Source organism: Staphylococcus sp. acrmy, assembly GCF_022690565.1.
Classification (GTDB): Bacteria; Bacillota; Bacilli; order Staphylococcales; family Staphylococcaceae; genus Staphylococcus; species Staphylococcus caledonicus.
The window spans coordinates 61,745-74,888 of the sequence record NZ_JALCVE010000003.1 but is presented as its reverse complement, the minus strand read 5'-3'; the positions used below and the strand labels follow the sequence as shown (position 1 = coordinate 74,888).

Genomic DNA, 13,144 nt, shown 5'->3' with positions numbered 1-13,144 from the left:
ATGACTAAAATTACAATATTTGGTATGGGGAGTTTTGGTACTGCGTTAGCAAATGTGCTAGCTGAAAATGGACACACTGTTTTAATGGGGGGAAAAAATGAGGACAGTGTAAAAGAACTTAACGACCATCATCAAAATAAACGTTATTTAAAAAGTGCACAGTTAAATCATACTATTAAAGCTACAAGTAACCTAAAGGAAGCTACAGAGTTCTCTGATGTTTATTTAATGGCATTACCGACGAAAGCGATCAGAGAGGTTACTGAACAAATTGACTCACTTATTGATTCTAAAAAAACATTTATCCATGTAGCTAAAGGTATTGAAAATAAAACCTTTAAACGTGTGTCAGAAATGATTGAAGACTCAATTTCTGAAGCTCATAACGGTGGTATAGGTGTATTATCTGGGCCAAGTCATGCCGAAGAAGTAGTGATTAAACAGCCTACTACAGTTGCGGCATCCTCAAAAGATGAACATATTAGCCAATTAATTCAAGATTTATTTATGAATGATTATTTACGTGTATATACAAATAATGATTTAGTAGGTGTTGAATTAGGTGGCGCTTTAAAAAATATTATTGCCGTTGCTAGTGGTATCGTTGCCGGAATCGGTTATGGAGATAATGCAAAAGCTGCATTAATGACAAGAGGTTTAGCTGAAATAAGTAGATTAGGTGAAAAATTAGGCGCCGACCCTATGACGTTTTTAGGTCTCGGAGGTATCGGCGATTTAATAGTAACATGTACATCAACACATTCTAGAAACTACACTTTAGGTTATAAATTAGGTAAAGGTCAAACTACTGAAGAAGCTTTAAATGAAATGGATATGGTCGTTGAAGGAATCAACACAACTAATTCTGTTTATCATTTAGCTAAAGAACAACATGTAGATATGCCAATTACTAATGCATTATATAAAGTTTTATTTGAAGATAAACCTGTGAAAGATAGCGTAAGAGATTTAATGGGACGCGACAAGAAAGCAGAATAATGTGTTATATTACACTTTAATAGCTATTTTTTAAAAGTTTTATGTATAAATACTGATATTTCAGTGTTTTAAGCGTATAAATCATTGCGGTGACGTTAATCATTGTGTTAAAGTCATAGCATAATGATATAAAGATATCATTATCATTCATCTGGAGGTGAACTCGTAATGAATAAAACTGACTTAATTAATGCAGTTGCTGAACAAGCTGACTTAACTAAAAAAGAAGCTGGTTCTGCTGTAGATGCTGTTTTCGAATCAATTCAAAACTCACTTTCAAAAGGTGAAAAAGTTCAATTAATTGGTTTCGGAAACTTTGAGGTACGTGAACGTGCTGCACGTAAAGGACGTAACCCTCAAACAGGTAAAGAAATCGAAATCCCTGCAAGTAAAGTTCCAGCATTTAAAGCTGGTAAAGCATTAAAAGATGCTGTTAAATAATTTACTTAAAAGCCCTACATAAGGGCTTTTTTATTTTTATACATAAAATTTAAAACGATTAAGTTATTATATATGTGTTAGTTTAATTATTTTCTTCAAATAAACTTAATTTCTCTTAATTATAAAATAAAGTTTGATTCACACTAAATCACTATATTTTATTTTTATGTATATAATGTTAAGATGTATAGTGATAATAACGTGAGGTGTGAACATGGAAAGAACATTAAGCATATTAAAGAGACAAATTGATCAAAGGCTTAAGGGTTTCAATAATTATGAATCAATTGATATCAATAGTAATTTAAGCGATTTACTGGATAGATTTGATATCCCTGAAAATGCTAAACTTGCTTGCCTCACTATCGATACTTCAATGAAGCATCTTGACAAGATTTCATATAATAAATTATCAAAGAAATCAATATTGATTGGAGATTTATTAAGTGCCCATTTTTATACTTTATTAGCTGAAATTAATGAACCTAAATTTCAATTGGCTATGAGTAAGGCTATCGTTAAGTCTAATGAGTTAAAATCATCTTTACATTACCAATCTCTAGAATTAAATGATATTTATGAAACCATTATTGAAATAGAAACAATTTTCCCATATATAACATTGTCCCATTTTGGTGACAAAAACTTATCGGAAGTTGATATATATAAATACCTTTTCAAAGATGTCAATACATATTATCCATCTTATTTGAAAATGTATAATGAAAATGAAGTTCATCAATTTATTAAAGATATTAATCAAAGCTATATAGAAAAAAGTAGAGGTAATAAAAATGGCTGAAAATAATGCAAAAAAAGAACAAGTTCATACAGTCTTTCAAAATATTTCAAAAAAATACGATCGTTTAAACAATATTATTAGTTTCGAACAACATAAGGTTTGGCGTAAACATGTCATGAAAACAATGAACGTTAAAGCAGGGAGCAAAGCTCTAGATGTATGTTGTGGTACTGCCGATTGGACAATTGCTCTTAGTAAAGCAGTAGGGCCACATGGCGAAGTTACAGGATTAGATTTTAGTGAAAATATGCTTGAAGTTGGTAAAGAAAAAACTAAAACTATGGATAATATCCATTTAGTCCATGGCGATGCAATGAGCTTACCATTTGAAGATAATTCATTCGATTATGTCACTATTGGTTTTGGGCTTCGTAACGTCCCTGATTATTTAGCTGCCCTAAAAGAAATGAATCGTGTGCTAAAACCTGGTGGTATGGTAGTATGTTTAGAAACAAGTCAACCTACTATGCCCGTCTTTAAACAAGTCTATAAACTATACTTTAAATTTGTTATGCCTGTATTTGGTAAATTATTTGCCAAATCTAAAGAAGAGTATGAATGGTTACAACAATCGACGTTTAATTTTCCTAATAAAGAAAAGTTAAAACGTATGTTTGAACAAGCTGGATTTAATAATATTAAAATCCGTAGCTTCACAGGTGGCGTTGCTGCAATGCACCTAGGCTATAAACAAAAAAGTTCTTCTAAATAAAAGGTGATTAATGTGGCAAAGTTAAACATGAATAGTGAAATTAAAAATGTAGAAAAACGCCTCCAAGAAGCTATTAAAAGTAATGATCCGGTGTTACAAGAAGCTACATTTCATTTACTATCATCAGGAGGGAAACGCGTTAGACCAGCGTTTGTTATATTAAGTAGTCAATTCGGTCCAAAAAAGAATACTGAAGATACTTACCGTGTAGCTGTAGCTTTAGAATTAATTCATATGGCTACACTTGTTCATGATGATGTCATTGATAAAAGCGATAAGCGTAGAGGCCGTTTAACTATAGTAAAAAAATGGGATGTTACAACGGCTATTTTAACTGGAAACTTTTTACTTGCTTTAGGCTTACATCATCTATCCGAAATACAGGATAATCGCATTCACCATATTATTTCTAATTCAATAGTAGATGTTTGTAGAGGCGAGCTATTCCAATTTCAAGATCAATTCAATAGTGAACAAACTATAACTAATTATTTACGTCGTATTAATCGTAAAACTGCATTACTTATCCAATTAGCAACTGAAGTTGGCGCAATTACTTCTGAAGCTGATGATGAGACCGTTCGAAAATTAAAAATGATTGGCCATTATATAGGTATGAGTTTCCAAATTGTCGATGATATTTTAGATTTCACTAGTTCTGAAAAGAAACTTGGAAAGCCTGTGGGTAGTGATTTAATGAATGGCCATATTACTTTACCAGTACTACTCGAAATGAGAAGTGATAACTCATTTAAGCAACAGATTGCATCACTTAACCATAATACAAGTACTGAAGTATTTGAGCCTATTATTGAAAGAGTAAAAAATTCAGATAGTATAAAGACATCTAAAAGAATTAGCGATCGCTATCTTGCTAAAGCTTTAAAATTAATCGATCAACTCGAAGAACCTAATGCTCAAAATCTTTTTGTAAAATTGATAAAGAAAATGGGTTCCCGAAACGTTTAGAATAAAACTGTATTGAAAGCGCTTTACCAACCTGTTACTATAAACTAGTAACAGGTTTTATTTTTATTGATAGTTAAATACATATTTAACAACACTGAATAACGAAAGATAAACAAACAAGGGGATGAAGTGTGATGGAGAGAACATTTTTAATGATTAAACCAGATGCTGTACAACGTAATTTAATTGGGGAAATTATTTCTAGAATTGAACGTAAAGGATTAAAACTTGTGGGAGCTAAATTAATGACAGTGCCACAATCGTTAGCAGAAGAGCACTACGCGGAACATGTTGAAAGACCTTTCTACGGTAAACTTATTTCATTCATTACCTCAGCGCCAGTATTTGCAATGGTCGTTGAAGGTGAAGATGCTGTAGACGTTTCAAGACATATTATAGGTAAAACAAATCCTTCAGAAGCAACTCCTGGTTCAATAAGAGGAGATTTAGGATTAACAGTAGGTAGAAACGTCATTCATGGTTCTGACTCAGTTGAATCTGCCGAACGCGAAATTAATTTATGGTTTAAAGAAGATGAATTAAGCAATTATGAATCACCAAGAGACACATGGTTATACGAATAATCAATTAACAATAGACTAATAATAAAGCAGGACAATCTATTCATATGAATGAGGTCCTGCTTTTTAATTTCTTAATTTCAAGAAGAGATACTCGGATATTTGTTTGAATTTTCAAATAATTTTAATTTAAGCGTTTTCCAACCGTTATGTAAATACACTGAATATGATATGATAACACATATCATAATTTAACGTAGTAAAGAGAAAGGAGCTTGTGCTCATGAGATATTTAACATCAGGAGAATCACACGGACCTCAATTAACAGTCATTATTGAAGGTGTACCTGCCAATTTAAAAATTAAAGCTGAAGATATTAATAAGGAAATGTTTAAGCGTCAAGGTGGCTACGGTAGAGGGCGTAGAATGCAAATCGAAAAAGACGCTGTAGAAATTGTTTCTGGTGTTAGAAATGGTTACACGTTAGGAAGCCCGATTACAATTGTTGTTACGAATGATGATTTTACTCATTGGAGAAAAATCATGGGTGTTGAGCCTATTACTGATGAAGAACGTGAAAACATGAAACGTACCATTACAAAACCTCGTCCTGGTCATGCTGATTTAATCGGTGGCATGAAATATAATCATCGTGATTTAAGAAATGTATTAGAACGTTCTTCTGCTAGAGAAACCGCAGCACGTGTAGCAGTGGGAGCTGTTTCAAAGATTTTATTACAACAACTAGACATTCAAATGTATAGTCGTGTAGTAGAAATTGGTGGCGTTAAGGATGAAGGATTATACGACACTGAAACATTCAAACAAAATATTGATAAAAATGATGTTCGCGTGATTGATGATACTATTGCGCAACAAATGAGAGATAAAATTGACGAAGCTAAAAAAGAGGGCGATTCAATTGGTGGCGTCGTTCAAGTTATGGTAGAAAACATGCCTATTGGAATCGGTAGCTATGTTCAATACGATCGTAAATTAGACGGCCGAATTGCTCAGGGCGTGGTAAGTATTAATGCATTTAAAGGCGTAAGTTTTGGAGAAGGTTTTAAAGCAGCTGAAAAGCCTGGTAGCCAAATTCAAGACGAAATATTATATAATTCAGAGAGAGGATTCTATAGAGGATCTAATCATTTAGGCGGATTTGAAGGTGGCATGACGAATGGTATGCCAATTATCGTAAACGGTGTGATGAAACCTATACCAACATTATATAAACCATTAAATTCCGTAGATATTAATACGAAAGAAGACTTTAAAGCTACGATTGAACGTTCAGACAGTTGTGCAGTCCCTGCAGCAAGTGTGGTATGTGAACACGTGGTCGCTTTTGAAGTGGCAAAAGCATTATTAGAAGAATTCCAATCAAATCATATCGATCAATTAAAAGAACAAATTAAAGAACGCAGAAAGTTAAATATTGAATTTTAATTAATAATAACAGTAAGAAACGAGGTTTTTTACATGCAATTACAAACAACGTATCATAGTAATAATTATCCGATTATCGTAGAGCATCATGCAATTTCTTATTTGTTTGATTACATTCAGGAATATGATAAAGCATTTTTAATCATAGATGAATATGTTGATTTTAACTTTAAACAACAATTTGAACCTTTACTTAAAAGTCCTAACGTTTATAAGTTAGTTATGCCAACTGGCGAAAAAATGAAAACTTTCGAACATTATCAACAAACATTAGAACAACTATTAAGTTATAACGTTACGCGTAACACTTGCTTATTAGCCATAGGTGGTGGAACAACTGGCGACTTAACTGGCTTTTTAGCGGCAACTCTATTAAGAGGCGTTGATTTTATTCAGGTTCCAACTACAATATTAGCTCATGATTCTAGTGTTGGGGGTAAGGTCGGTATTAATTCATCTCATGGTAAAAATCTTATTGGTGCATTTTATAGACCTAAAGCAGTCATTTATGATTTAGATTTTTTACAAACTTTGCCTTACGAAGAAGTATTAAGTGGTTATGCTGAAATATATAAACACGCACTTTTAACCGGACAAGTTGCAGTAGATGACATTGAAAAGCACTTTTCAACAAAAGAAAAATTACAATCATTAGAAGAGATGGATCAATTTATCTTTAAAGGGATTAAAACTAAGCTAAATATTATTGTTAAAGATGAAAAAGAACATAATATGCGTAAATACTTAAATTTAGGGCATACATTGGGCCATGCGATAGAATATAAATATAAAATCCCTCATGGCCACGCCATCATGATTGGTATAATTTATCAATTTATTATTTCTAATGAAGTAATGGGCGCTCAATTCGATACGCATCATTTTGCAAATTATATTAAAGAACTTCATTATCCAACTTCAATAGTGGAAACATTAGACTTTGAGGAAATGTATCACTATATGTTATTAGATAAAAAGAATGATGAACAAGGCATCCAAATGGTATTGCTTGAAGCGTTAGGTAAGCCTCATGTTCGTCATGTTGAAAAAAATGTATTAATTACAGCGTTTAACGAATTGCAATCATTATTAAAGTAGGTGAAGAGGATAATGACAAACGAACAAATAATTGATATACATGGCCCTTTAGTAGGCGAAATAGAAGTACCTGGCGATAAATCTATGACACATAGAGCAATTATGTTATCCTCCTTAGCTACAGGTACATCTACTATCTATAAGCCTTTACTAGGGGAAGATTGTCAACGTACAATTGATATTTTCAAATTACTAGGTGTAGATATTCGGATTGAAGATGAAAAAATTATTATTCATTCTCCAGGATATCAAAATTTTGAAACGCCACATCAAACGCTTTACACAGGTAATTCAGGTACTACAACTCGCTTATTAGCTGGTTTATTGAGTGGTTTAGGTATTGAGTGTGTGTTATCTGGAGATGCATCTATAGGTAAACGACCAATGGATCGTGTTATTAAGGCTTTAACACTAATGGGGGCGCATATTAACGGTATTGATAATAATTACACACCTTTAATCATTAAACCCGCTTCTATTAAAGGTATTAATTACCAAATGGAAGTAGCGAGTGCACAAGTAAAAAGTGCTATTTTATTTTCTAATTTATTTTCAAAAGAATCATCTAAAATAACTGAAATTGACATTACGCGTAATCACACCGAAACGATGTTTGAACATTATAATATTCCATTACAAGTTGAACAGAATATTATTACTACATCTGCAAACGCAATTGAGAATATTCAAGCCAAAGACTTTCACGTACCTGGAGATATTTCTTCGGCAGCATTCTTTATCGTTGCAGCGCTTATTACGCCTGGAAGTGATATTACAATTCATAATGTTGGCATCAACCCGACACGTTCAGGTATTATAGAAATCGTCCAACAAATGGGTGGTAATATTGACTTATTCAATATTACTAAAACTTCGGAACCTACTGCATCTATTCGCATACGCTATACACCGAATTTGAAACCTATTCATATCGAAGGTGAATTAGTACCTAAAGCAATTGATGAATTACCAATTGTTGCATTATTATGTACTCAAGCGTCAGGTACTAGTATCATTAAAGATGCAGAAGAATTGAAGGTTAAAGAAACAAATCGTATCGATACAACTGCAGATATGCTTGGCTTATTAGGCTTTGAATTGCAACCTACTGCCGATGGATTAATTATTCATCCATCTACATTTACTCGCTCCGCTACAGTGAGCAGTATGACGGATCATCGTATTGGCATGATGTTGGCTATCGCTTCACTTTTAAGCAACGAGCCTCTTACTATACGTCAATTTGATGCAGTCAATGTATCGTTTCCAGGTTTCTTGCCCAAATTAAAGCTTTTAGAAAATGAGGGATAATACATTATGGAAGATATCTATAAATTAATAGATGATATTAATCTTCAAAAAATAGACAATCTAGACTCACGTGTAAATGAGGCATTGAATTCTAACAATGATGATGCTTTATTTATTCTAGGGGAGACCTTATATAACTTTGGTTTGACACCTCAAGGACTAGAAGTATTTAGAACGCTTTATCACAAATATCCTGATGAGAGTGAACTATTGATTTACTTTATTGAGGGCTTAATGGCTGAAAATCAAACTGATGAAGCGCTAGAATACCTAAGTCAAGTTACGCTTTCAACTGAAAAGCTAATGCTAGAAGCTGACTTATATCAACAAATTAATATGACTGAAGTAGCTATAGATAAACTCACTGAAGCACGTGAATTAGAACCTAATGATCCAATCATTCATTTTGCATTAGCTGAGTTATTATATTTCGATGGTCAATATTTACGCGCTACACACGAATATGAAGTTGTCTTAGATACTGGTGAGTACGAAGTGAATGGGGTCAACCTATTTGCACGTATGGCTGATTGTGCACTACAAAGCGGAAATTATAGTGATGCCATTCATTTATACGATGAAATTAATGAAGACGAAATGACATCTGAAGATTTCTTCAAAAAAGCAATTGCCTATGAAAAGAATGAAATTACGCAAGAAGCAATTAAGATTATGACTAATCTATTGTCTAAAGACCCTGATTTCATTCAAGGCTACTTTTATTTACAATCATTATACGAAAATGAAAAGAACTATCCTGATGCTATTGAGACTGGTAAAGAGGGGTTACGTTTAAACCAATTCTACAAAGAATTAATGGTTTCGACTGGTAGTCTTGAAATAGAACATGGCGATGCTAATGAAGGTGTTGAATTATTAAAACAAGCACTTGAAGTAGATAATGGTTATCATGAACCGTTATTAATCTTAAGTGATTTATTCCGTAATGAAGAAGATTACGAGGCTATTATTGGATTACTTTCTTACGTTGACGAAGAAGATTTAGACCCTGTATTTATGTGGCACTTAGCACATGCTTATGGTCAAGAAGAGCGAGATACTGAAGCACAACACTTCTTCACGCTTGCTTATCCTACAATGAAATCTCAAAGTGCATTCCTAAGTGATTATTACTTCTACTTAACTGAAATAGGTCAAAAAGACCAAGCTAAATTAATTCTTAATGAATTGTTAGAGCTTGATCCAAGCAATGAAACATGGCATGAAGAAGCAAGCCGTTTGGATTACTAAGTAGGTGAATGTCTTGAATCAAACACTTTTCAAAATGAAACAAAGCTATATAGAATATGCTTTGTTTCATTATCATTTTAAATCGCGTATAAGTGTATGGATATTAAATTACTTGAAAGCTTCTCCTGAGATGTTAAATAATGTTCATTTCGTAAATCATAAAGTACCTAACCATGAAACACTTGAAATAAGTTTAAAAGACTCTCAAATGTCTGCTATTAAACTTTCACGTGATAATCAGTCACTTATCAATACGAATGAAATTTTTAGTTATGTTATATCGCAACGTAGACCATTCGATATATTGTTTCATTTTGATAAATATCACTCGACTGATAGACGACTTAACGAAGTCATTATTAATCAACTTATGTATTCTTCTCAGTTTGATGCGTATCTTGATAATATTCATCATCTATCATTAGAACCTAATAAAAAGCACTTACTTATTGAACAATTACAGCAAAGTATAGATTTAAGTTTACAGATGAATGACTGTCATCAATTTTATCAATTATCTCAAATTTTAAATCTGCTTAATACACACTAAAAATTATTTAACCACGAAGGAACTAACGTTTATGCTAACTTTTAAACAAATGTGGGAACTAACTTTGTATCATAGGTTGAGTTTAATTATCCTACTAGTATGTAACATTTTAGGTACAATATATGGGTTTATATGGTATGGTGATCAGCTATTACAAACAAAATGGTATTTTTTACCATTCATACCCGATAGTCCTATTGCTTCACTATTTTTATGTATAGCAATAATAACTATACTTTTAAACAGAAGTAATTCTATAATAGATGCCTTAGCATTTGTTTCATTATTAAAATATGGATTATGGGCCGTTATTATGAATATCATCATGATTAATATGTATCACGATATTACAATAATGAATGTCTTTTTAATTATGAGTCATGGCATAATGGCGTTAGAAGCTATTTATTTTTATCCACGTTTTAAAGTCACATATATCGGATTTTTAGTTGCAATGATTTGGGTTTTTCACAATGACTTTATTGATTATGTTCTAGGAAAGTTCTCATACTACGGCTTTATCGCTGAACATAGCGATATAATCGGTTATATTGCATTCTGGTTAAGTGTGTTTGCTTTAATTATGTATTATTCTCTTAACCGTCTCTTAACGGTTAAATTATTTGATTAAAAAGACGATAGTCAGTAAAATATTATTAAAGGAGAGTGGAATTATTGTCTATAGTGTCTTATATCATATATATTGTCATTATTATGCTCATTCCAATGTGGGCACAACATAAAGTTAAATCAAATTATGAAAAATATTCTCAAGTTAGATCTACAAGTGGTAAAACTGGCCGTGAGGTAGCGGAAGAAATTTTACATGCTAACGGTATTTACGACGTAGATGTAGTTAAAGGCCAAGGCTTTTTAACTGACCACTATGATCCTAATAAAAAAGTTGTTTGTTTATCTCCTGCAAACTTCGATAGACCTTCAGTAGCTGGTACAGCTATTGCAGCACACGAAGTTGGACATGCTATTCAACACCAACAAGGTTATGCGTTCTTACGTTTTAGAACAGCATTAGTACCATTAGCTAATGTAGGGAGCTCATTAAGTTACATGATTGTTATGTTAGGAATTATCCTTACTGCAATGGGTAGCGCATTCGGCTCTACAGCTTTATGGATTGGTGCTGGTTTAATGTCACTAGCGGTTTTATTCTCTATCGTGACATTACCTGTTGAATTTGACGCAAGTTCAAGAGCAATGAAACAAATTACCGCACTAGATATAGTGAATGAAAAAGAATATAAACATGCGAAAAAAGTATTATCTGCCGCTGCAATGACTTATGTTGCTGCAACTGCAACAGCTGTTGCTGAGCTAGTTAGAATTATTCTAATGGCTAGAGCGAGCGATAATTAATAAGCGATTGAATTTATATTATGCTGGTAACCATTTTGAAATGGTTACCAGTTTTTGTATAGTTACACTTAATTTAATCAATCACTAGTAAAAGGGGAATTTATCTGTACTTTACGAATTCATGAAATGCATGATTGATTAATATGATATATACTAATTAAGAAATGTTTATAAAGGAGTATAGATATGAAATCAATGCAAGATATGCAAAATGAAGTCGACGAATATATAGGCCAATTTAAAGCAGGTTATTTTTCTCCATTAGCCAATCTCGCACGCTTAACAGAAGAGGTCGGCGAATTAGCAAGAGAAATTAATCATTATCATGGTGAGAAGAAAAAGAAAGATTCTGAAGCTGATAATACGATTAAGGCTGAACTAGGTGATAATCTATTCGTTTTACTTTGCATAGCTAACTCATTAGGAATAGATATGACCGAAAGTTTCAATGATACCATGCATAAATTCAATACTCGTGATAAAGATCGCTTCGAGCGTAAATAAGATAATAAAGAAATAGAAGGAGGGCGCTATCATGAAAATTGGTATAACGTGCTATCCCTCAATGGGCGGCTCAGGCATTATTGCCACAGAATTAGGTATTAAAATGGCAGAAAGAGGTCATGACGTCCATTTCATCACTTCAAATATTCCATTTAGAATTCGGAAACCACTGCCGAATATTACGTTTCACCAAGTAGAAGTGAATCAATACGCAGTGTTTCAATACCCTCCATATGATATAACGTTAAGCACAAAAATATCAGAAGTTATTAAAGAATACGATTTAGATATATTGCATATGCATTATGCTGTTCCACATGCGATATGTGGTATTTTGGCACGTCAAATGTCCGGTAAAGATATTAAAATAATGACGACTTTACATGGTACTGACATTACAGTGCTTGGATATGATCATTCTTTAAAAGGAGCAATTAAGTTTGGTATTGAAAAAAGCGACATAGTCACAAGCGTGAGTCGTTCACTCGCCGAACAAACAAAATCAATTATTGAGACTGATAAAGAGATTGTTCCTATTTATAATTTTGTACGTGAAAATGAATTTCCTACACGTCGTGAAACAAAACTTAAAGAAGTCTATGGAATTCAACCAGATGAGAAAGTACTTATCCATGTATCTAATTTCAGAAGAGTAAAACGTATAGATACTATTTTAGAAACTTTCGCAAAAGTACATAAACACATACCAAGTAAATTCTTGCTATTAGGTGACGGACCAGAATTGCTTGATATGCGTAAAATGGCTAGAGATTTAAATATCGAAGATAGCGTGCTATTTTTAGGTAAACAAGACCAAGTAAGTAAATTTTATCAATTATCTGATTTAGTTTTACTTTTAAGTGAAAAAGAAAGTTTTGGTCTTACTTTGCTTGAAGCAATGAAGACAGGTGTCGTACCAATAGGTTCTAATGCTGGTGGTATTAAAGAGGTTATTAAGCATGAAGAAACGGGCTTTATCGTTGATATAGGTGATAGCGAAAATGCTAGTAAATACGCAATACAATTGCTTACTGACGACTCATTATACAAACAACTGCAACAAAATATGTTACAAGATGTAAAAGAACGCTTTGGTTCAGAATTAATCACTGATCAATATGAAAATTATTATAGAAAAATGTTAAATCAAGATGAGGAATAA

Annotated in this window: 15 protein-coding genes; all 15 read left to right on the top strand. The window is 32.6% G+C overall.

Annotation, left to right across the window (positions count from 1 at the left end; translation table 11 throughout):
* Entirely contained in the window at positions 1-999 is a 999-nt protein-coding gene (locus FH144_RS03845) for an NAD(P)H-dependent glycerol-3-phosphate dehydrogenase (protein WP_242313791.1), read from the top strand.
* Positions 1,000-1,167: 168 nt separating this feature from the next.
* Complete coding sequence (locus FH144_RS03840) at positions 1,168-1,440, top strand: HU family DNA-binding protein (RefSeq protein ID WP_002449794.1); 273 nt, start codon at positions 1,168-1,170, stop codon at positions 1,438-1,440.
* 214 nt (positions 1,441-1,654) lie between these two features.
* On the top strand, positions 1,655-2,242 hold the full coding sequence (locus FH144_RS03835) for a heptaprenyl pyrophosphate synthase subunit A (protein WP_242313789.1): 588 nt from the start codon (positions 1,655-1,657) through the stop codon (positions 2,240-2,242).
* Positions 2,235-2,954, top strand: a complete 720-nt coding sequence (locus FH144_RS03830) for a demethylmenaquinone methyltransferase (protein ID WP_242313787.1) — start codon at positions 2,235-2,237, stop codon at positions 2,952-2,954. The genes FH144_RS03835 and FH144_RS03830 overlap by 8 nt, the downstream gene beginning before the upstream one ends.
* Positions 2,955-2,966: 12 nt before the next feature.
* Positions 2,967-3,923, top strand: a complete 957-nt coding sequence (locus FH144_RS03825) for a polyprenyl synthetase family protein (protein ID WP_107508483.1) — start codon at positions 2,967-2,969, stop codon at positions 3,921-3,923.
* 134 nt (positions 3,924-4,057) lie between these two features.
* Entirely contained in the window at positions 4,058-4,507 is a 450-nt protein-coding gene (gene ndk / locus FH144_RS03820; RefSeq protein ID WP_107508482.1) for a nucleoside-diphosphate kinase, read from the top strand.
* Between the two features lie 220 nt (positions 4,508-4,727).
* A complete protein-coding gene (aroC, locus tag FH144_RS03815) occupies positions 4,728-5,894 on the top strand; it encodes a chorismate synthase (RefSeq protein ID WP_103165827.1) in 1,167 nt (388 codons plus the stop codon).
* A 33-nt stretch (positions 5,895-5,927) separates the two neighbouring features.
* Positions 5,928-6,992: a 3-dehydroquinate synthase gene (gene aroB, locus FH144_RS03810; RefSeq protein WP_242313785.1), complete on the top strand. Its 1,065-nt coding sequence runs from the start codon at positions 5,928-5,930 to the stop codon at positions 6,990-6,992.
* Positions 6,993-7,004: 12 nt separating this feature from the next.
* On the top strand, positions 7,005-8,303 hold the full coding sequence (gene aroA / locus FH144_RS03805; protein WP_242313783.1) for a 3-phosphoshikimate 1-carboxyvinyltransferase: 1,299 nt from the start codon (positions 7,005-7,007) through the stop codon (positions 8,301-8,303).
* Between the two features lie 6 nt (positions 8,304-8,309).
* Positions 8,310-9,554 carry a tetratricopeptide repeat protein gene (locus FH144_RS03800; RefSeq protein ID WP_242313781.1) on the top strand — a complete coding sequence of 415 codons (1,245 nt, stop codon included), beginning with the start codon at positions 8,310-8,312 and terminating at the stop codon, positions 9,552-9,554.
* A gap of 13 nt (positions 9,555-9,567) precedes the next feature.
* A complete protein-coding gene (locus tag FH144_RS03795) occupies positions 9,568-10,104 on the top strand; it encodes a YpiB family protein (RefSeq protein WP_242313779.1) in 537 nt (178 codons plus the stop codon).
* 31 nt (positions 10,105-10,135) lie between these two features.
* The gene (locus FH144_RS03790) at positions 10,136-10,735 is read left to right on the top strand and encodes a DUF1405 domain-containing protein (RefSeq protein WP_242313777.1); all 600 of its coding nucleotides are present in this window, start codon (positions 10,136-10,138) and stop codon (positions 10,733-10,735) included.
* Positions 10,736-10,779: 44 nt separating this feature from the next.
* Positions 10,780-11,478, top strand: coding sequence for a zinc metallopeptidase (locus FH144_RS03785; RefSeq protein ID WP_107506150.1), 699 nt, complete (start codon positions 10,780-10,782; stop codon positions 11,476-11,478).
* A 186-nt stretch (positions 11,479-11,664) separates the two neighbouring features.
* Positions 11,665-11,982, top strand: a complete 318-nt coding sequence (locus FH144_RS03780) for a nucleotide pyrophosphohydrolase (protein ID WP_107508475.1) — start codon at positions 11,665-11,667, stop codon at positions 11,980-11,982.
* Between the two features lie 31 nt (positions 11,983-12,013).
* Entirely contained in the window at positions 12,014-13,144 is a 1,131-nt protein-coding gene (bshA, locus tag FH144_RS03775) for an N-acetyl-alpha-D-glucosaminyl L-malate synthase BshA (RefSeq protein ID WP_242313775.1), read from the top strand.